The organism is Streptomyces sp. MGP-P1 (assembly GCF_057766565.1).
In genome coordinates, this window is sequence record NZ_JBYMEM010000007.1 from 3,019,286 (window position 1) to 3,038,736 (window position 19,451).

Annotated in this window: 16 protein-coding genes; 7 read left to right on the forward strand and 9 right to left on the reverse strand. The window is 72.3% G+C overall.

Annotated features, from left to right (window positions below; genetic code table 11):
- Window positions 1-46: 46 nt before the first annotated feature.
- The 3 genes from AC3CH1_RS35230 to AC3CH1_RS35240 all read left to right on the forward strand — a co-directional run bounded on the left by AC3CH1_RS35230 (window position 47) and on the right by AC3CH1_RS35240 (window position 2,793).
- Window positions 47-658: a LysE/ArgO family amino acid transporter gene (locus AC3CH1_RS35230; protein WP_488466591.1), complete on the forward strand. Its 612-nt coding sequence runs from the start codon at window positions 47-49 to the stop codon at window positions 656-658.
- Window positions 659-987: 329 nt separating this feature from the next.
- Window positions 988-1,932, forward strand: coding sequence for a 2-oxo-3-(phosphooxy)propyl 3-oxoalkanoate synthase (gene afsA, locus AC3CH1_RS35235; protein ID WP_488466592.1), 945 nt, complete (start codon window positions 988-990; stop codon window positions 1,930-1,932).
- A gap of 12 nt (window positions 1,933-1,944) precedes the next feature.
- Window positions 1,945-2,793, forward strand: a complete 849-nt coding sequence (locus tag AC3CH1_RS35240) for an NmrA family NAD(P)-binding protein (protein WP_488466593.1) — start codon at window positions 1,945-1,947, stop codon at window positions 2,791-2,793.
- Window positions 2,794-3,026: 233 nt separating this feature from the next.
- Here the strand turns inward: AC3CH1_RS35240 and AC3CH1_RS35245 are convergent, their stop codons facing one another.
- Complete coding sequence (locus tag AC3CH1_RS35245; protein WP_488466594.1) at window positions 3,027-3,959, reverse strand: helix-turn-helix domain-containing protein; 933 nt, start codon at window positions 3,957-3,959, stop codon at window positions 3,027-3,029.
- A gap of 162 nt (window positions 3,960-4,121) precedes the next feature.
- Here AC3CH1_RS35245 and AC3CH1_RS35250 point away from each other — a divergent pair, with 162 nt between their 5' ends.
- Entirely contained in the window at window positions 4,122-5,162 is a 1,041-nt protein-coding gene (locus AC3CH1_RS35250) for an NAD(P)-dependent alcohol dehydrogenase (RefSeq protein ID WP_488466595.1), read from the forward strand.
- Window positions 5,163-5,238: 76 nt separating this feature from the next.
- Here AC3CH1_RS35250 and AC3CH1_RS35255 read toward each other — a convergent pair whose 3' ends face one another.
- Window positions 5,239-5,601: an ArsR/SmtB family transcription factor gene (locus tag AC3CH1_RS35255; RefSeq protein ID WP_488466596.1), complete on the reverse strand. Its 363-nt coding sequence runs from the start codon at window positions 5,599-5,601 to the stop codon at window positions 5,239-5,241.
- A 135-nt stretch (window positions 5,602-5,736) separates the two neighbouring features.
- On the opposite strand from AC3CH1_RS35255, the gene AC3CH1_RS35260 reads away from it, so the two are divergent.
- The 3 genes from AC3CH1_RS35260 (at window position 5,737) to AC3CH1_RS35270 (ending at window position 9,943) form a co-directional block, all read left to right on the forward strand.
- A complete protein-coding gene (locus tag AC3CH1_RS35260; RefSeq protein ID WP_488466597.1) occupies window positions 5,737-6,852 on the forward strand; it encodes an NADH:flavin oxidoreductase/NADH oxidase in 1,116 nt (371 codons plus the stop codon).
- A 303-nt stretch (window positions 6,853-7,155) separates the two neighbouring features.
- Window positions 7,156-8,796, forward strand: coding sequence for an alpha/beta hydrolase (locus AC3CH1_RS35265; RefSeq protein ID WP_488466598.1), 1,641 nt, complete (start codon window positions 7,156-7,158; stop codon window positions 8,794-8,796).
- 130 nt (window positions 8,797-8,926) lie between these two features.
- The gene (locus AC3CH1_RS35270) at window positions 8,927-9,943 is read left to right on the forward strand and encodes an alpha/beta hydrolase (RefSeq protein ID WP_488466599.1); all 1,017 of its coding nucleotides are present in this window, start codon (window positions 8,927-8,929) and stop codon (window positions 9,941-9,943) included.
- Window positions 9,944-9,955: 12 nt separating this feature from the next.
- Here the strand turns inward: AC3CH1_RS35270 and AC3CH1_RS35275 are convergent, their stop codons facing one another.
- The 7 genes from AC3CH1_RS35275 to AC3CH1_RS35305 all read right to left on the reverse strand — a co-directional run bounded on the left by AC3CH1_RS35275 (window position 9,956) and on the right by AC3CH1_RS35305 (window position 19,445).
- The gene (locus AC3CH1_RS35275; protein WP_488466600.1) at window positions 9,956-11,074 is read right to left on the reverse strand and encodes an AI-2E family transporter; all 1,119 of its coding nucleotides are present in this window, start codon (window positions 11,072-11,074) and stop codon (window positions 9,956-9,958) included.
- 90 nt (window positions 11,075-11,164) lie between these two features.
- On the reverse strand, window positions 11,165-13,378 hold the full coding sequence (locus AC3CH1_RS35280; RefSeq protein WP_488466819.1) for a HelD family protein: 2,214 nt from the start codon (window positions 13,376-13,378) through the stop codon (window positions 11,165-11,167).
- 161 nt (window positions 13,379-13,539) lie between these two features.
- On the reverse strand, window positions 13,540-14,799 hold the full coding sequence (locus AC3CH1_RS35285) for a phosphopentomutase (RefSeq protein ID WP_488466601.1): 1,260 nt from the start codon (window positions 14,797-14,799) through the stop codon (window positions 13,540-13,542).
- An 11-nt stretch (window positions 14,800-14,810) separates the two neighbouring features.
- Window positions 14,811-15,974: a YhfX family PLP-dependent enzyme gene (locus AC3CH1_RS35290; RefSeq protein WP_488466602.1), complete on the reverse strand. Its 1,164-nt coding sequence runs from the start codon at window positions 15,972-15,974 to the stop codon at window positions 14,811-14,813.
- Between the two features lie 2 nt (window positions 15,975-15,976).
- Window positions 15,977-17,104 carry an aminotransferase class V-fold PLP-dependent enzyme gene (locus AC3CH1_RS35295; protein ID WP_488466603.1) on the reverse strand — a complete coding sequence of 376 codons (1,128 nt, stop codon included), beginning with the start codon at window positions 17,102-17,104 and terminating at the stop codon, window positions 15,977-15,979.
- Between the two features lies 1 nt (window position 17,105).
- Complete coding sequence (locus AC3CH1_RS35300; protein WP_488466604.1) at window positions 17,106-18,062, reverse strand: phosphotriesterase family protein; 957 nt, start codon at window positions 18,060-18,062, stop codon at window positions 17,106-17,108.
- Window positions 18,063-18,110: 48 nt separating this feature from the next.
- Window positions 18,111-19,445, reverse strand: a complete 1,335-nt coding sequence (locus AC3CH1_RS35305; protein ID WP_488466605.1) for a YhfT family protein — start codon at window positions 19,443-19,445, stop codon at window positions 18,111-18,113.
- Window positions 19,446-19,451: the final 6 nt, after the last annotated feature.

A 19,451-nucleotide genomic window follows, 5' to 3' on the forward strand; every position in this document is an offset into this window, starting at 1 on the left:
AATCTTTAGCTGGACACCAGGATTCCTCGCTCCGTAGCGTCGTTGTATGACGAACGCCCTGACCACCGCAGCCGCCGGTTTCGGCACCGGCCTCTCGCTCATCGTCGCCATCGGAGCCCAGAACGCCCTGGTGCTGCGCCAGGGCGTCCGCCGCGACGGCGTGCTCGCGGTGGTCGCGATCTGCGCCCTGTCCGACGCGGTGCTCATCGCGCTGGGAGTCGCCGGCGTCGGCGCTCTCGTCGTGGCCTGGCCGTCGGCGCTGACGGTGGTGGGGCTGCTCGGCGGGGTGTTCCTGATCGGCTACGGCCTGCTCGCCGCGCGCCGGGTCCTGCGGCCGTCGGCCCTGCGCGCGGGGGACGCTCCGGCCGCCTCGCGCCGGGGCGTGGTGCTGACCTGCCTGGCGATGACCTGGCTGAACCCGCACGTGTACCTCGACACCGTGTTCCTTCTCGGGTCCGTCGCCGCCGACCGGGGGCCGTTGCGCTGGACCTTCGGCCTCGGCGCGATCCTCGCCAGCGTGTGCTGGTTCGCGGCGCTCGGGTTCGGCGCCCGGCTGCTGAGCGGAGTCCTCGCACGGCCCTCCGCGTGGCGAGTGCTGGACGGTCTGGTCGCCGTGACGATGATCGGCCTCGGCGCGAAGCTGGCGCTGAGCGCCTGAGCGCCTGAGCGCCTCCCGTGCTCAGCGGCCTCCCTGGACGCTCCACGCGGCCAGGGTCGAGGGCGCTCGCCCGGCGTACCATGCCATGATCGCCATCTTTCGACAGGATCGGTGCCATGCGGGAAAAGGGGGCGGGTGCGACCTTTCGCGCGGTCGGCGCCCCGGAAATTCCGGTATTCGTCGCGGCCCGGCAGATGTATTTCTCGGTTGCCCGCGGGGTGCGGGGTCTCGTTCCGGCATGGAGAAAATAACCGACTATTCTGTATCTTGTCCTACCAGTACGCGCATCGCAGGAACGGCTCGCCACTACATGACCCCTGGGGGGAGTTATGCCCGAAGCAGCAGTCTTGATCGATCCGGTGCCGACTATGGACGTGGAGGCCGAGGTGGTGCATCCCGTGGGGATCGACATGGTGCACCGGACCAGGCCGGAGGACGCCTTTCCGCGGAACTGGGTACGCCTGGGACGCGACCGTTTCGCGGTGGAGGCGGTTCTTCCGCACGACCATCCCTTCTTCGCCCCGGTGGGTGACGACCGGCACGATCCACTGCTGGTCGCGGAGGCGATGCGGCAGGCGGCCATGCTCGCCTTCCACGCCGGGTACGGGATCCCGCTCGGCTACCAGTTCCTGATGACGGGACTGGACTACGTCTGCCATCAAGAACAGCTGGCGGTGGGGGGCACGCCCACCGAGATCGACGTGGAGGTGTTCTGTTCCGACCTGAAGTGGCGGGGCGGGCTCCCGGCCCAGGGGCGGGTCGGCTGGGCGGTGCACCGGGACGGTCAGCTCGCCGCGACGGGGATGGGGGCGACCCGGTTCAGCACCCCCCAGGCGTACAGGCGAATACGCGGCCACGCCCCGGTAGAGGGAATATCCATACCGGAGAGCGTGCCGGTTCCGGCCGTCCTCGCGGGCCGCGCCCGCGTCGAGGACGTGGTGCTCTCGGAGACGGGGCAGGACGGAGTCTGGGAACTACGCGTGGACACCCGGCATCCCACCCTCTTCCAGCGCCCCAACGACCATGTCCCGGGCATGTTGCTGCTGGAGGCGGCCCGCCAGGCGGCGTGCCTGGTGGCAGGGCCCGCCGGAATCGTTCCGCTGGAGGCGAGCACCCGGTTCCACCGGTACTCCGAGTTCGGCAGCCCGTGCTGGATAGGGGCGGTGGTCCTGCCGGGGGAGGACGAGGATACGGTGACGGTCCAGGTGACAGGGCGTCAGGACGACGAGACGGTCTTCTCCACGGTCCTGTCCGGCCCCCGGGCCGGCGGCTGAGAGGTTGCTCGAGTGATTCTCGTGACGGGTGCGACCGGAGCGGTGGGCCGTGAGGTCGCCGGACAGCTCGCGGAGGCCGGCCCCGTGCGGATTCTCGCGCGCCGCCCCGAGCGGCTCACGGCGCGGGGAGCAGGGGTCGAGGTCGTCGGGGGGGAGTACGGGGACCGCGCCGCTCTCGACCGGGCCCTGCGGGGCGTCGCCTCGGTGTTCCTGGTGACGAACAGCCCGACGGAGCCCGACGACGAGCGGGTCGCCGCGGCGGCGGCCGCGGCGGGCGTACGCCACCTGGTCAAGCTGTCCATGATGGCGGTGGAGGAGCCGGGCGCCGACGACTTCATCACCCGGCGTCAGCGGGAGAACGAACAGGCGATCAGGGATTCGGGAGTCCCGTGGACGTTCGTGCGCCCCAGGACGTTCATGTCCAACACCCTTTCCTGGGCCCCCGGCATCCGGTCGTCGGGAGTGGTGCGCGCCCTGTACGGCGACGCTCCCGTAGCGTGCGTCGACCCGCGCGACGTCGCCGCGGCGGCCGTCGCCGTTCTCACCGGCACGGGGCACGAGGGCAGGGCGTACGCCGTGTCCGGCCCGGAGGCGATCACCGCACGGGAGCAGACGGCCCAGCTCTCCCGGCTGCTGGGACGGCCGTTGCGCTTCGAGGAACTGGGCGCGGACGCCGCCCGCACGGCCCTGCTGGCAAAGTATCCGCGGCCCGTCGCGGAAGCGTTCCTGGAGAGCGCCGAGCGGCAACGGCTGGGCGCGAAGGCGGCCGTGGCGCCCACCATCGGGGAACTGACGGGCCGTCCGGCGAGACCGTTCCGTATCTGGGCGGCCGATCACGCGGAGGCTTTCGCACCGGAATAGGACCGCTTCGCGGGCGAGCGGAGAGCCTTTGTTCCTTGGGGGCGGCAGACAAGCGCGACTGCGCATGTATTCCCTTTTCCCGTCCGCTTTCACGACGTGCGGTGGGCGCGGGCCCCGAAAAGGGCCCGGGAGTCACTGCCGTATTTATCCGTGCTCCGAAAGGAAGACCGGCGAGGTGAATTCGGCGACTCCAGATCTTTGAGTCGGGCGGGCCCGGCTCCGCGCGTTCGTCCTCATCGCTCGTCGGCCCGGCCCCGCCTCGCGTCGCCGATGACATCGACCCGCCCCGCGTCCGCTCCCCAGCTCGCCAGCAGGCGCAGGGCCTGGGCGGACTCCGAGCCCGGCTCCGCGTGGTACGTCACCAGATGCTGCTCCTCGTCGTCCGGGAGGTTCAGCGTCTCGTACGACAGGGTCAGCTCCCCGACGAGCGGATGCCGCAGCAGCTTGACGCCGTGGCCCTTCTCCTTGACGTTGTGCGTGGCCCACAACCGCCGGAACTCGTCGCTCTTGACCGAGAGTTCGCCCACCAGCGCCGACAGCTCCGGATCGTCGGGGTGGCAGCCCGCGTACAGCCGCAGATAGCTGACCATGTCCGAGGCCTTGGAATCCCAGTTCACGAACAGGTCCCGATAGGCGGGGGAGAGGAACACCAGCCGCGCCCAGTTGCGCTCAGCCGGCGGCAGCGCGCCCCAGTCGCCGAACACCGCCGCCGCCATCGGATTCCAGGCAAGGACGTCGGACCGCGCCCCGGTCACGTACGCGGGGATGCCGTCCATGCTGTCGAGCAGGTACAGCAGGCCCTTCCGCACCCGCTGCACCCTGGCCGGGCGACGCTTCTTCCTCTGCTGCGCGGGCTTGGCCAGGTGGGTCAGGTGTGCGCTCTCGGCGTCCGTGAGCCGCAGCGCACGCGCGATCGCGTCGAGCACCTCGGCCGACACATTGCGCCCGTTGCCCTGCTCCAGACGCGTGTAGTACGCCACGGACACCCCGGCCAGCTGCGCCAGCTCCTCCCGGCGCAGGCCCGGCACCCGGCGGTGCCGGCCGAACTCCGGCAGGCCCACGTCCCCCGGCTGGAGCTTGGCCCTCCGGGTGCGCAGGAACTCACTGAGCTCGGCGCGTCCGTCCAGCGGCTCGGGGGCGGCGGCGGCCTCTGGTCGATCGTCCATGGTTTCCATTATTCCTGTGATTCCTGGGGTTACGAGCCTGAGCCTGTCCCCGTCAGTAGTAGGACCGCTGGACGTAGGCAAAGCGGTGACCTGGGTAAACAGCCGTCCCGGCGTGATGCTGGGAGACGTTCCTACCGCATCACCCAGAGGAGAACCTCCGGCATGACCACCGTTGCCGCCTATGCCGCTCCCCGTGCCAAGGCCCCGCTGGAGCGCACCACGATCGAACGCCGCCCGGTGGGAGAGTTCGACGTCCTGATCGACATCAAGTTCGCCGGGATCTGCCACTCCGACATCCACCAGGCCCGCGACGGCTGGGGAGAGGGCATCTTCCCCATGGTGCCCGGCCACGAGATCGCCGGGATCGTCGCCGAGACCGGCCCCGGGGTCACCCGGTTCAAGGTCGGCGACCGCGTCGGCGTCGGCTGCATGGTCGACTCCTGCGGAAAGTGCGACGCGTGCCTGATGGGCCGCGAGCAGCACTGCGCCGAGGGGAACACCCAGACGTACAACGCCCTCGACCGCGGCGGCGAGCCCACGTACGGCGGCTACTCGACGCACATCGTCGTGGCCGAGACGTTCGCCCTCTCCATCCCCGAGGGCATCGCCCTGGACGAGGCCGCGCCGCTCCTGTGCGCGGGCATCACCACCTACTCCCCGCTCAAGCGCTGGGGAGCGGGCCCGGGCAAGAAGGTCGCCGTCGTCGGCCTCGGCGGTCTCGGCCACATGGCCGTCAAGATCGCGCACGCGCTCGGCGCCGAGGTCACCGTCCTCTCCCAGTCGCTGCGGAAGAAGGACGACGGGCTCGAGCTGGGCGCCGACCACTACTACGCGACCAGCGATCCGCGGACCTTCGAGGAACTGGCCGGCACGTTCGACGTCATCCTCTCCACGGTCTCGGCCCCGCTGGACTTCGGCTCCTACCTCGCGCTGCTGCGGACCGACGGCACCCTGGTCAACGTGGGCGCCCCCGAGGCGCCGATCTCGCTGAACCTGTTCTCGCTGATCCTGGGCAACAAGTCGATCGCGGGTTCGATGATCGGCGGGATCAAGGAGACCCAGGAGATGCTGGACTTCTGCGCCGTGCACGGGCTCGGCGCAGAGATCGAGGTGATCGGCGCGGACCAGGTCAACGAGGCGTACGAGCGGGTTCTCGCCAGTGACGTCCGCTACCGCTTCGTGATCGACACGGCGACGATCTGAGGCGTCGGCCGCCCCGCCGCCCCCACCACGCGAACGTCCGCCCCGAGCGCCCGAGGTGATCGGGGCGGACCCGTGCTCATGCCTGGTCCGGTGCTCCCGCCGAGCGGCGCGCGCCTTCCAGGACGGCCGGCAGCAGCCCCGGGAAGAGCGACTCCAGGTCGTCCTCGCGCAGCCGGCTCAGGCGGGAGGTCCCCTCGTAGTGCTGGCGGATGACGCCCGCCTCGCGCAGCACCTTGAAGTGGTATGTGCTGGTGGACTTGCTCACCGGGAGGTCGAACGCGATACAGGCCATGTCGATGTGCCCGTCCGCCAGCTCACGGGCGATGCGCAGCCTGACGGGGTCGGCCAGGGCGTGCAGGACCGCTTCCAGACGGATCTCCGTCCGGAGCGGGTGGGCGGGCTGCCGCCCGGACGCGGCTCCACGGGCTGTGGTGGACATGGGTGGCAGGCCTCCTCGGGGTCTCCATCAAAGTACGAGAATTATCGTAGTTTGACAATCGACGTACTACGAGGTCTATCGTACTTACCTTGGAGTCGCCGCCCGGCGACCGCCCCCCACGCGAGGAGACAACCTGTGAGCGCCCTGTTCACGCCCCTGACTCTGCGGTCCCTGGAGATCCCCAACCGTGTGTGGATGTCGCCGATGTGCATGTACTCCGCGGCCCCCGACGGGCCGGAGGCGGGCGCTCCCACGGACTTCCACCTCGCCCATCTCGCGGGTCGGGCAGCCGGAGGCGCCGGCCTCGTGATGACGGAGGCCACCGGTGTGCGCCCGGACGGCCGGATCAGCCCCTGGGACCTGGGCCTGTGGAACGACCGCCAGCAGGAGGGCTTCGCCCGGATCGCCGCCGCGATCACCTCGCACGGATCGGTGCCCGCGATCCAGCTCGCCCACGCCGGGCGCAAGGCCTCGACCGACCGGCCCTGGATCGCGGACCGCTACGTGCCCGAGGAGGAGGGCGGCTGGGCGTCCGTCGCCCCCAGCGCCGTCGCGTTCACGGGCCTGCCCGTGCCGCATGAGCTGACCGAGGACGAGATCCGGCAGCTGGTGCGTGACTTCGCCGCAGCCGCCGAGCGGGCCCTCGCCGCCGGCTTCCGGGTCGTCGACATCCACGGCGCACACGGCTACCTGATCAACTCCTTCCTGTCCCCGGCCACCAACCGTCGCACCGACGCCTACGGCGGAAGCTGGGAGAACCGGCTGCGCTTTCCGCTCCAGGTGGTCGACGCCGTCCGCGCGGTATGGCCGGACGACCTGCCGGTCCTCTTCCGCACCTCGGCCACCGACTGGCTGACCGAGAACCCCGAGGACCCGCGCGAGGGCTGGACCGGCGACGACACCGCCCGCCTCGCCCAGGAGCTGGCCGCACACGGCGTCGATCTGCTCGACGTCTCCACCGGCGGCATCGTCCAGGACGCCGCGATCTCCGCACACCCCGGCTACCAGGTCCCCTTCGCCGAACAGGTCCGGCGGACGGCCGGCATCCCCACCTCCGCCGTGGGCCTGATCCTCGACGCCGGCCAGGCCGAGGAGATCGTCGCGGCGGGGCGGGCGGACGCGGTCATGATCGGCCGCGAGATGCTCCGTGATCCGCACTGGGCCCATCACGCGGCCGAGGCCCTGGCGGCCGGGCCCCGCTGGCCCGACCAGTACGGCTACGCCCTGGCGCGCCGCCCCGCGCAGGTCTGACCGCCCACCGGGTCGCCCGGCCGGACCGGGCGACCCGCGCTCCTCTCCCGGCCGCCCCCGGGCCATTCTCCGGCTGCGCCTCGCCGGGGCGGCTCCGCGCGGTACCGCGCCGAAATGACGGGCCTCGCCCGGCAACTCACCCGCGTCGAAGCCTCGCTGACTCCCGCACCGGCACCCTCCCCCTACGGGAGTGGACCGGCGGTCCTGGACCCGGGAACCCGACGAAAGGGGGAGGTGACCCCCGCCGCGCTGGGGTGCCAGCCCCAGTGATCCCCAACGGTCCTTCTCCTAGCGTCTCTTGATGTGAGTTACGCACAGGACGCAGAGAAGACCATCCGACCCCTGGCGGCCGCCCGCACCACCACGGCCGCCCGGACGACCGCCAGGGCCGCCGCCGCGGGCCTTGCCCTGGCCCTCGCGGCGGGCATCACGGCCTCACCGGCCCTGGCCACCGCGCGGCCCGGCCCCGAACCCCGTACGGTCGCACCGCCGACGACCGCCGGAGCGCTCGACCGCTATCACCACCAACCCCTGGACTGGGGCACCTGTATGAGCTCCCCCCAGGACGAGACGGGCAGAGACCTGGACAGGGCGGGCGTGCAGTGTGCCGACGTCACGGTCCCGCTGGACTACACAGCCCCCGGAGGCCGGACGATCACGGTCGCGATATCCCGTCTGAAGGCCACCGACACCCGCCGCCGCATCGGCGCGATCCTCCTCAACAACGGCGGACCCGGCGGCCCGGCCGTGGACTCCCCGCCGATCGTCCGCACGGCGATGAAGGAGGTCGGCCCGCGCTACGACATCGTCGGCTTCGACCCACGCTTCGTCGGCCGGAGCACCCCGCTGGACTGCGGCTGGCCCGTCAGCTTCACCTGGTTCTCGGCCGGTGCGAGCCGGGCGGGCTTCGACCGCCAGGTGGCGCTGAGCAAGAGCCTGGCCGACAAGTGCCGCGCCACGAACGCCTCGGTGCTCCCGCACATCACCACCCGCAACACTGCCAGGGACATGGACGTGATCCGGGGCGCACTGGGCGAGCGGAAGATCTCCTACCTGGGCTATTCGTACGGCACCTACCTGGGCACGGTCTACACCCAGATGTTCCCCGGCCGCTACGACCGGATGGTCCTGGACGGAGCGGTGGGTCCGGACGACTACAACCCGCGGCTGCTGAAGCACACCGTGCGCGAGAACGAGCAGGCGCTCTCCGACTGGGCCGCCTGGGCGGCCACCCGCCACGCGACGTACGGCCTGGGCCGCTCCCGTACCGCGGTGCTCTCCACCATCGACCACGTCATGGCGAAGGCGGCCCGCGCCCCGCTGACGCTCGGCACCGACCCCGACGTCTTCCGGGTCGACGACACTCACATACCGACGCTGCTCTTCATGGGCGTGGCCGACGACGGCGACGGCTCGCGGGACCTCCTGGCCCAGCAGGTGGCGGCACTGTCCCGGGCGTCGAAGGACCGTGAGGCTCCGTTGCCCCCGGGGTTCGCCGAGACGCTGCGTCTCCTGTTCTCCGGCGCGAGCTCCTCCTTCGGCAGCTCCCAGACGGCGATCATCTGCGGTGACGTACCGGCCCCGCGCGAGACCGAGCGCTACTGGCGCGACATCCAACGGAGCCGTGGCGCACACCCCCTGTTCGGCCCCCTCACCGAGAACATCGGCCCCTGCGCCTTCTGGGACGCGCCACGGGAAGCCCCCACCCGTATCAGCCACGACGCCCCCGTCCTCCTGGTCGCGGCCACGGGCGACCCCCGCACCACCTACCGGAGCACCACCACCCTGCACAGCAGGCTTCCCGGCTCCAGGCTCCTCACCCTGGAGAACGCCAACCGCCACGCCCTGTACGGGGAGTACGGGAACGCCTGCGTGGACGCCGAGGTCAACCGCTACCTCGCGACGGGCCGGCTCCCGAAGAGGGACGAGACCTGCGTGAAGTGACCCGGGGCGGAAGACCGCCTCCCGTCGGTGTACGGGCGGACTCCCGTCGGAGGATGCCGGCGCCCGTCCCGCTCCGTACCGTCCGAGGCGTCGGGCGAAGTCCGGCCGACGGTGTCGGGAGGTCGCGGTGATGAGCATGGTGCGCAAGGTGATCGCATGGGGCGCTGCCCTGCTGCTGCTCGTGCCCGGAACAGCGGCGGCAGCGCCCCCGCCCGAGGACCTGCCCCCGGGGATACGGGTGACGGGGGAGCGGTGGATCGGCGACCGGCTCCTCGAACTGACCGTGCGGTCGGCGGCGTTGGAGGGCGTCGGCACGGTCCGTCTGCTCACCCCGGACGGCTGGGAGGATCGCCGGCGCGGCGAGCGGTGGCCGGTCCTCTATCTGCTGGCGGGCGGCCACGGCGACCCCGAGGCCTGGACCGAGGACTACGCGGTTCAGCGGCTCCCGCACCTGCGCGACGTGCTCGTGGTCATGCCGTCGATGCCGCTCTTCGGGTTCTACAGCGACTGGTGGAACGGCGGCGCCGGCGGCGCGCCGCGCGTGGAGACCTTCCACCTCGACGAGGTGCGCCCGCTGCTGGAGCGCCTCTACGGCGCGGGGGACCGGCGGGTCGCGGCGGGGGAGTCGCAGGGCGGCTTCGGCGCGCTGACCTACGCGGCACGCCGCCCCGGCCTGTTCCGCGCGGTGGCGGGCCTCAGCGGCTACGTCCATCCGCTCCAGCACCCCCGGGCGGTCGGGGCCGGACTCGACTATCTGGGCCTGGACCGGTCCGCGCTGTGGGGCGACCCGGTGGCCCAGCGGCGGATCTGGCAGGACCATGATCCGTACTACCGGCCGGAGCGACTGCGCGGCGTCCAGGTCCACCTCTCCAGCGGCGACGGCCGGGCGGGCGCGCTCGACCCGCCCGGCACGGAGCCGGACCCGCACGTCCCCGGCCTGGAGGACCCCGACGCCCCCTTCCCCGAGGACGTCCTGTCCCCGACCGAGGCCATCATGGGGGCGGAGAACCGGGCGATGGCCTCCCGGCTGCGAGCCCACGGGGTGGCGGTCACCACGCACTTCTACCGGGGCACCCACTCCCCGCCCTACTGGGAGCGCGAGTTGCGCGGGGCGCTGCCGGGGCTGCTGCGCGGCCTCGGGCGGTGAGGGGGCCGGGCCCTACGCCGACGGGACCGGTGAGCCGTCCCCGTCGGCCGGGGCCTCGGCCTGGGGGGAATCCTCCATGAGCTGCTCGCGGAGGTAGTTCCACACCACGCCGAGCAGCGCCGCCACCGGCACGGCGAGCAAGGACCCCACCACGCCGGCCAGGCTGCCGCCCAGGGTCACGGCGAGCAGGACCGTGGCCGCGTGCAGCCCCAGCCCACGGCTCTGGATCATGGGCTGGAACACATTGCCCTCCAACTGCTGCACCACGACGATGATCGCCAGTACGAGCAGGGCGTCCATCGGCCCGTTCGAGACCAACGCGATGACCACCGCCACGAATCCGGCGAACAGCGCCCCCACGATCGGCACGAACGCGCAGACGAAGGTCAGCACCGCCAGCGGCAGCACCAGCGGCACGCCCAGGATCCACAGGCCGAGCCCGATGAAGACCGCGTCCAGCAGACCGACGAACGCCTGCGACCGCACGAACGCGCCCAGGGTGTCCCAACTGCGGGTGGCCACCTCGGGGATGTCGGTGGCGAGCCGGCCGGGAAGCTGACGGGTGAGCCACGGCAGGAAGCGCGGGCCGTCCTTGAGGAAGAAGAACATCAGGAAGATCGCCAGAACCGCGGTGACCAGCCCGTCGACCACGGTGCTCACCCCGGTGACGGCGGTGGTGACCACACTGCCGACACTGTCCTGGAGCTGGGCGGTCGCCGTGTCGAGGGCGCCGGTGATCTGGTCGTCGCCGATGTTCAGCGGCGGACCGGCCGCCCACTCGCGGAGCTTGTCGATGCCCTCGACCACCCCGTCGGCCAGCTCCCCGGACTCACCCGCCACCGGCACCGCGATCAGCGCCACGATGCCCGCCCCCACGAGCAGGGCGAACACCGTGACCACCGACGCGGCGAGCGCGGGCCACCAGCCGAGCCGGCGCAGGAAGCGGGCGAGCGGCCAGGTCAGCGTGGTGAGGAACAGACCGACTATCAGCGGCCATACGACCGACCACATCCGGCCCAGCACCCACAGCGCGACCGCCGCCGCCACGAGGACCAGCAGCGCCTCTGCGGATACCCGTGCCGACGTGCGGAGAGCGGCCGCGGTCTTTGTCGAACTCAATGGCGAAGACATGGCGTTACCCTATGGCTTCGCCAGGGGTGTTCCGGCCACGCCCGCGGCCCGCCGACGCCGATCACCATGAGGGCGGGCCGCCAGGACCCGTCAGCGCAGGGCCGGGGGCAGTTCCTCCCGATGGACGATGCCCAGGCGCTGGGTGGCACGGGTGAGCGCCACATACAGATCGCTCGTGCCGAACCGGCCGGGCTCCACGACCAGCACATGGTCAAATTCCAGCCCCTTGGCCTGGCGCGGATCCAGCAGCACCACCGGGCGCGTGAGATCGGGGGCCTCGCCCGCCACGACGCCCTCCAGCGGGGCGGCGATCTCCTCGTGCAGCTCACGCGGCGCGATCACCGCGAGGCGCCCCTCCCGGGGCGTCAACTCCACGACCGCCCGGGCCACCTCGCCCGCCAGGTCCTCTCCGGCATCCCGCGTCCACGGCTTCTCGCCGGTCGACCGCACCGAGACGGGGGCGGTGAAGGAGGGGTCCCTCTCCCGCAGGACCCCGGCCGCCAGCTCCATGATCTCCGCGGGCGTACGGTAGTTGACCTCCAGCGTGACGTGCTCGAAGCGGTCGCCGACATACGGCCCGAGAATCTTCTCCCACGACCCGACGCCGGCCTCCTCCGAGGTCTGGGCCGGGTCGCCGACCAGCGTCAGCGAGCGGCTCGGCGCCCGGCGCATCAGCAGCCGCCACGCCATCGGCGACAGCTCCTGCGCCTCGTCGACGATGATGTGCCCGAAGGCCCAGGTGCGGTCGGCGGCGGCCCGCTCGGCGGCGGTGCGGTGGTCGGCCTCCTCGTGCCGCTCCGCCATCCGCTCGGCGTCGATGATGTCGTGGGCGGCGAGGACCTCGGACTCCTCGTCCTCGAACTCGTAGCTCTCCGAGCCGCGCGACAGCTCCAGCACACCCTGCGCGTAGCCGACCCGCTCCTGACGGGCGGCCTCGGCGGCCGCCTGCTCCGCACTGTCGTCGACGCCGAGCAGCTCGGCGGCCTCGTCGAGCAGCGGTACGTCGGCGGGCGTCCACGCCCCGGCGGCGGCCGGACGGCGGATCGCGTCGGCGTCCTCGTCCGGTACGTACACCGGGTCGGCCAGATAGTCGTCGAGGAACGCCTCGGGGGTCAGCGGCGGCCACAGCTCGTCCACCGCCGCGTGCACCTCCTTGCTCAGCGCGACGTCCCGGCCGAGCTGGGCCACGTCGTCGGGGCCGAGGAAGTTGGGCCCGCCGTAGGGGTCCGCGCCGATGCGCTCCACGAGCTGCGCGGTGAGCGCGTCGATGACGCGGAAGACGAAGTGGGGGCGGGCGAGATTGTGCGGCAGACGGGTGTCCCTGGCCGCCTGCCGCGCCTCGTAGGCGATCTCCCAGTCCAGGACCAGGTCCCCGCCGTCCTCGTGCGGGATGATCATCGCCGCGCCGGGCTCGGGCAGTTGCTGCCGGTCGCGTACGGCCAGGGCGAGCGCCTCGGCCATCGGTTCGCCGCCCTTGACGGCCGCGGCGCGCGCGGAGTCCGTACCGGTGGCGTGCACCCCGGGGAACAGCTCCGCCTGCGTCGCCAGCAGCACCCCGGTCTCGCCCAGTGCGGGAAGCACCTCCGCGATGTAGCGCAGGAACGCGGGGTTGGGCCCCACGATGAGCACCGCCCGCTTGGCGAGCAGCTCGCGGTGCTCGTACAGCAGGAAGGCGGCCCGGTGCAGCGCGACGGCCGTCTTGCCGGTGCCGGGTCCGCCCTCGACGACGAGGACGCCCCGGTGCGGCGCCCGGATGATGGTGTCCTGCTCGGCCTGGATGGTCCGCACGATGTCGCCCATGCGTCCCGTGCGCGCGGAGTCGAGCGCCGCGAGCAGTACGGCGTCGCCGTTCGGATCCTCGAAGCCGGTGCGGTCGCGGTCCCCGAGATCGAGGATCTCGTCATGGAGCTCGGTGACCGTGCGGCCCTCGGTGGTGATGTGCCGGCGCCGGCGCAGTCCCATCGGCGTGTGTCCCGTGGCGAGATAGAAAGGACGCGCCACCGGCGCACGCCAGTCGATCAGAACAGGGGTGTGCTCGGCGTTGTCCTCACGGATCCCGATACGGCCGATATGGTGCGCGAGCCCGTCGGAGCGGTCGATGCGCCCGAAACACAGCGAGCCGTCCACCGCGTCGAGCGCGGCGAGCAGACCCGAGCGCTCCGCGACGAGGATGTCGCGCTCCAGCCGCGCCTGCTGACCCGTCCCGACCGGTGTCAGCGCGTGCTCGACGCCATCGGCGGCCACCCCGCGCAGGGCGTCGACCCGGGCATGGAGCCGGTCGATGAATTCCTGCTCTTCCCGCAATTCGTCGCTTTCCCGGTTTGACAAAACGGCTCCCCGCCAGATATATTCGTACTCATAAGGTCCCCGAGTGGGGCCTTTCTGCATGAGCGCAGAAGAATTCAATATACCCGCGATAATCCCCGGACCGCAATGACGGCCCGGGGATTGTTCGTGCCCGGCGACTACGTCCGGAGTGCGGCGGCCCGCGCCTCCCCGTCCGTGCCGATCGGCGTTCCCGCCGCCAGGTCCCGCGGCGACAGGGCCAGCGACCGGGCGGCCGTCGCGCCCACGTCGGCGAGACTCCGCGCGTCCGGCAGCAGCTCCACCCCGGCCCCGTCGGGGCGGTGGATCAGCACCGGCACGTACTCCCGGGTGTGGTGGGCGTGCCCGATCGAGGGGTCGTTGCCGTGGTCGCCGGTGACGATCAGCCGGTCCCCGGAGTCCGTGAGCAGTGCCAGGAGCCCGGCGAGCCCCGAGTCCACCTGCTCCAGCACCTGCCCGTAGCGCCCGGTGTCCTGCTGGTGCCCCGCCAGATCCGTCTCCTGGACGTTCGCGACCACCAGGGCGTCGCCCCCGGCGCGTACCGCGTCCAGGGTGTGCGCAAGGACATCGGCGGTGCCCACGGCAGGCCGCCGGTCCGCCTGTTCGCACACCAGGATGTCGGCGGCCTTCCCCACCAGGGTGACCGGGATGCCGGCCCGCGCCGCGAGAGAGGGGAGCTGACGGGTGTGGTCGAGCGGGGCGCCGAGGTGCTGGACCTCCAGGCCGCCGTTGCGGTAGAAGCCGGTGGCCGGGGTGTCCAGCCCGACGGTGCCCCCGTCCCCGCCCCGTACGTAGGAACCGAGAGGACCGTCCGCGTGCCCGCCCACGGCGATGACCCGGGCGACCGGGGCGACCGCCCGCACCGTACGGGCGACGGCGAGAATCCCGCCCGGGCCGTCGAACGGCAGATCCTCCAGGCGCCCCGAGGCGTTCCAGTTGATCCCGGGATCGGCCTCCAGGTTGTCGTGGACCAGCACCGCCCCGTCGACCAGCAGCAGCGGCTTCCCGTCCAGCCGCTCCACCCGGTGACCGGCCGTCGTGAGCGCCTCGGTCACCTCGTCGAGGTGGTCGGCGAGCCGGGCCACGGTCACCCGGCTGAAGTCCGCGCCCATCATGGTCTGGTGGCCCGCGAAGGTGTCCGCGCCCGGGTAGCCGAGGGCGGCCCGGCCGGCCGCCACGGGTAGCCGGGTGCTGCGCGCCAGGTCCCGGTGCGGGTGGACCAGACCGAGGCCCAGCGCCCCGAGCACCGGGAGCCGCAGCGGCCGCCCGAACGCGGCGCGGGCGTGGTCGAGAACGTGCCCGCAGGTGTCGGCGGCGAGGTCGCCGGGGCGCAGGGCGCCCGCGTCGGGCATGGCGCCGACGCCGAATCCGTCGATGACGACGATGACGGTCCTGGCCATGGGATCACTCCTTACAGGGCTCGGCCGTGGGCGTCGTAGAGCCCGTTCAGCCGAGGCCTGCCGGAGGCGAGTCCGGAGACGACGGCGACGGTCGAGCGGGTGACGAAGATCTGGGTGCGGAAGGCGAGCAGCGCGGTGTCGCCCAGCCGGACGTCCGAGCCGGGCGGGGGCGCGTCGAGCAGCCGGTAGTAGTCGATGTTCTCGGCGGGCGCGTCCTGCACGCCCAGCCGCACGCCGGTGCGCGGCAGGAGGGCGCTGCGGATGTGGGAGCGCGCGTAGAACCCGCCGCCGAACAGGGCCGGTCGGCCGTCGTCGAGGGTGTGGGCGACCTCGCTGACGTACACGTACGCCGGCTTCTCGGGCTGGGACGGGTCCAGGGCGTGCAGCGGAGTGGTGCCGGTGAGGGCGTGGCCCGGCTCCCCGTGCGTCGCCCCGCGCTCGGCGAGCAGCGGGAGGGACGCCATCGAGGTGGCGCTGGGCGCGCTCAGCCTCAGGTCCTGGTGCCCGCGCGCCGCCAGCAGGTCGCGGGCCTTGAGCGCCAGGTCGAAGGTGGCCGTCGCGGTGGGCAGACCCGTCGCGGGGTCGCACAGCACGCACGGGAAGGCGGTGACGCCGGCGATCCGGATGCCCGGCAGCGCCTCGGCCGCCTCGGCGAAGGCGTCCAGCCGCTCCACCGGAACACCGCCCTCCTGCCCCGGGTAGACGACGCCCCCGGCGCCTTCGAGCCGGATGAGGACGTCCTGGACGAAGCCCAGCTCCCGGGCCGCCTCCGAGACGGCACGGGCGTTGGCCAGGTCGAAGACCGTGACGTTCTCCGGTCGCCACGCCAGCATGCCGGGCAGCTCCCGCCGGGGGATCTGGACGAGGTGGCCGAGGTTGCCCGGCCTCGCCCCGGCCGCGTGCAGGGTCCGGGCCTCGGCCGGGTCGATGGCGGCGGAGCGGGGGATGTGCCGGGCGACGGCCCGGATCAGTTCGGGGTTGCGGCCGATCTGTTTGACGACGAACCACAGACCGATGCCGAGGTGTTCGGCCTCGGCCGCCAGAGCCGCGGCGTTGGACTCGACGGCGTCGAGATCCATCACATACGTGTCGGGCGGGATCTCGCCACGCCGGTGCAGGGTGGCCGCGGCGTCGACGAGCTCGGGGTTGCGGGTGAGCAGGGTGTCGAGAAACACGGTCAGTGGTCCTTCGGGTCGGCCATCGCGGCGAGCGAGCGGCGCAGGATGTCGATGACGAGGTCCGCGCCGGCCCGCATCGGGTTGACGCGCACGGTCCAGTCGGCCAGCTCCGGGGCGTCGTCCAGGGCGGAGCTGGACATCCGGTAGAAGAGCGGCGCGATCTCGTAGCGCGAGTTGGAGCCGACGGGGTAGGGCGCGGCGCCGTACCGTGCCGCGACGGACGGCAGTTCAGCGGCGATGGGCCGGTCCAGGCGGATCAGCAGGCAGCGGTCCTGGGCATTGGCGACACGCACCTCCGCCACCCCGGCCACCTCACCGGCCGCGAGTCGTTGGGCGACCTCGGTCCCCACCCGGGACTGCACGGCCCACAGGATCGGTACGTGGGTGAGGGCGCGCAGCGCGTCCAGCGCCTGGTGGCCCTGGACCTGCCCGCCGCCGGAGTAGTTGTCGCGGCGGACGCCCTCGACCAGGTCGCGGGCGCCCACGACCAAGCCGACGCCCTCGGGCCCGTGGAGTTTGAACAGCGAGAAGCAGGAGGCGTCGGCGCCCAGTTCGACACCGGCGGCCGGGGTGCGCATGACGGCGTAGTTGTCGTCCACGATCGTGCGGACCCCGGCCGCCCGGCAGGCGGCGATGACCTCGGCCGGATCGTAGGAGTCGGCCAGCCGCTGCCGGGTGTGCTGGACGTACGCCCACCGGAACCGCCCGGACGCCAGAGCGGCGTCGAGCGCCGCCCGGTCGTTGAAGTCGGCCTCCGTGGTGCGTACGCCGATGCCTCGGAAGGTGACCTCGGTGGTGCGGTAGACCGGGGCCCGGTGGATGAGCAGATCGTCGCCCGCCCGGACGACGGCGTTAAGCGCGGCCCGGATCGCCCCGGTGCCCGCGCCCTGTACGAGGGCGGCGTCCTCGGCGCCGAAGAAGTCGGCGAGGACCTCCTCGACGCGGGCGGTGGTCCGGGGCCGGCCGAGTCCGGGGACGACTCCCGCGTCGGCGGCGAACAACTGCTCGCCCTCGAAGTGCGCGGCGGTGGCCTCCAGCAGCCGGAACTGCCGGGTCACGGCGTCCTCCAGGGCCACCGTCGGCAGCGGAAACGTCACGGGGAGCGCGGGTGGGGGTGCGGGGCTCATGTCAGTTCTCCTCCACGGTCGCGCCGGTCAGGAAGCGCACCGGATTGCGACGGGTCAGCAGGTCGATCAGGTCGTCGTCGGCCCCGGCCGCCCGCAGCCGGGGCAGGAAGTCCGCGAAGAGGTGCCCGTACCCCTGGCCGCCCTCGCCGCGCAGATAGCCGTGGCGGGAGATGTCGCAGCTGAGCAGGGCCCGGTCGGCGTGGCCCGCCTCCAGCAGCGCGAGCAGCAGCCGCAGCCGGGTCCCGTCGCTCTGGTACGCGCTCTTGCCCACGGTGTCGAACGCGACGTACGCCCCGCGCGCCGCCAGCTCCCGGTGGACGCCGGGGTCGTCCAGCAGGTCCTGGTGCCCGATGCTCACGCGGTGGGCGGGCAGGCCCTCACCGGTGAGCAGCTCCAGCTGGGCGAGGCCGCCCCGGCCGAGCTGGGCGTGGGTGGCGACGGAGAGTCCGGTGGCGAGCGCGGCGCGTGCGCCGGCCCGCAGTACCTTGGCCTCGGCGGCGGTGGGTGCGTCGCCGTGGCTGCCGATCTCCCCGAGGACGCCGGGCCGGACCCCGCTCCCGTCGATGCCGTCCTCGATCTCCCGGACGAGGATGCCGGTGAGCGCCGCCACGTCCAGGGCGTCGATCTCGGGCGTGTGGAACGGCTCGTAGTACCAGCCGGTCGCGGCGACGACGGCGACACCGGTCTCCCGGGCGATCCGGGCCAGGGTCCGCACGTCGCGCCCCATGCCCCGGCAGGTGAGCTCGACGACCAGGGCGAGGCCGTACGCCTCGCGCAGTGCGGCGAGCTCGGCGGCCACGGCCCCCGCGTGGCGTTCCGGTCCGAGGACGGCCGCCCCGTCGCCCACCCGGTCCAGATCGAGGACGAGGTGCTCGTGGGCGAGGGCGGGACCGCGTACCGAAGCGGCCCGGAGCTCTCCGGTGACGGTGCGCAGGGAGTGCGAGGCGGGGTGGTTCATCGTGGGGCTTCCTTCTCCGCGTACGGCACGGGCGGATCCGCTCAAGGCTCAGCCCTTGACCGGGGTGAACAGGTCGAGCCAGTACAGGACGTTGAGGAGGACACCGCCGACGATCACGGCCGCCGGGGCCGCGGCCATCCGCACGACCGGCCGGCCCATCGACTCGTTCAGCAGGTAGAGCCCGCCGACGACCAGGATGCCGAGCCCGCCTCCCATGGCGTTGGCGGCCATCAGGGAACCGAACAGGATCGCGAGCTGGAGCGCGTCCCCGATGGCGCTGCGCAGATGCTCCGAGGAGTCCCGGACGCTCGGCAGCTTGCCGAGCACCTTGCCGATCCAGGAGAGGGCCAGCACCTCGACGGCGAACACGAGCGCACCGACGACGGCGGCCAGGAAGGGGTTCGGCATGAGGTACCCGATCGGGTACACCAGGGTGAAGCCCGCGATGCCGTACGCGCCGGACGCCAGGGCGGTGGTCGCGATCAGCGGAATGAAGCCGAAGACCCGGTAGAAGTCGACCTGCGCCGCCTCGGCGTACTGCCCCTTCGCGATCAGGAAGCTGGTCGCCTCCCCGCCGCCGAACACATGCATCTGGGCGAGCACGCACACGCCGGCGCCCAGCACCATGAACAGGGGGAGGTACTTCCGCAGCCGGGCCGCGCTGGCGCTGAAGAGGGACGCCATCGGGTCGTCCCCGGTCACCTCCTCCACGACGCCCGCCGCTCGGTCGGCCCGGCGCTGCCGCAGGTCCTTGGAGACGGCGAGGCCGATGAGCATCAGCACGCCCACCGCCATGGCCAGCGCACCGGCGAACATGTCGGGCCACAACTTCATCGTCATGACGACGAGGGCCAGTTCGAGGACGCCCGCGACGCCGCCCCACTTGCGGCCGAACTGCTTGGTGATGGCGAGCACCGGGAAGAGCGTGAAAAGGAACAGGATCGGCGTCGACATCTGCTGCATCGCGGTCAGGAAGTCGACCGGGAGGTCATGGGCGATGTTGTTGGCGCCGTTCAGCCCGAAGACCACCACCGCGCCCCACGCGCCGCCGAGGATCGGGGCCAGCCACTTCTTCGGTGACAGCATCCCGAGGATGTCCGTCGGCAGGAAGAGCAGCCACGGGTTCAGCACGCCGGTGGACAGGGCCATCGGCGCGCCGAGCCCGAAGATGAATCCGGCGGAGAGCCCGAACGAGACGGCGGTCGTCGCGCTGCGGGTGGTGCGCCCCTGGATGAAGTCCAGCAGGAAGGGGCGCACGCCGTCGTTGAAGACGGCCAGCGCCATGTGCGCGATGAACGCCGTGAGCGCGCAGAGGGCTATCACGGTCAGTTGCTGGGCCAGCGAGAAGTCGAGTTCCGCGCCGGCGGCGAGGGTGGTGCTCACGAGTCA

What these genes read in the sequence shown, in the direction of transcription:
- AC3CH1_RS35230 (WP_488466591.1), top strand. Translation starts at nt 47, where the DNA reads ATGACGAACGCCCTGACCACCGCAGCCGCCGGTTTCGGCACCGGCCTC.
- afsA (WP_488466592.1), top strand. Translation starts at nt 988, where the DNA reads ATGCCCGAAGCAGCAGTCTTGATCGATCCGGTGCCGACTATGGACGTG.
- AC3CH1_RS35245 (WP_488466594.1), bottom strand. Translation starts at nt 3,959, where the DNA reads ATGGACGATCGACCAGAGGCCGCCGCCGCCCCCGAGCCGCTGGACGGA.
- AC3CH1_RS35250 (WP_488466595.1), top strand. Translation starts at nt 4,122, where the DNA reads ATGACCACCGTTGCCGCCTATGCCGCTCCCCGTGCCAAGGCCCCGCTG.
- AC3CH1_RS35255 (WP_488466596.1), bottom strand. Translation starts at nt 5,601, where the DNA reads ATGTCCACCACAGCCCGTGGAGCCGCGTCCGGGCGGCAGCCCGCCCAC.
- AC3CH1_RS35270 (WP_488466599.1), top strand. Translation starts at nt 8,927, where the DNA reads ATGAGCATGGTGCGCAAGGTGATCGCATGGGGCGCTGCCCTGCTGCTG.
- AC3CH1_RS35275 (WP_488466600.1), bottom strand. Translation starts at nt 11,074, where the DNA reads ATGTCTTCGCCATTGAGTTCGACAAAGACCGCGGCCGCTCTCCGCACG.
- AC3CH1_RS35285 (WP_488466601.1), bottom strand. Translation starts at nt 14,799, where the DNA reads ATGGCCAGGACCGTCATCGTCGTCATCGACGGATTCGGCGTCGGCGCC.
- AC3CH1_RS35295 (WP_488466603.1), bottom strand. Translation starts at nt 17,104, where the DNA reads ATGAGCCCCGCACCCCCACCCGCGCTCCCCGTGACGTTTCCGCTGCCG.
- AC3CH1_RS35300 (WP_488466604.1), bottom strand. Translation starts at nt 18,062, where the DNA reads ATGAACCACCCCGCCTCGCACTCCCTGCGCACCGTCACCGGAGAGCTC.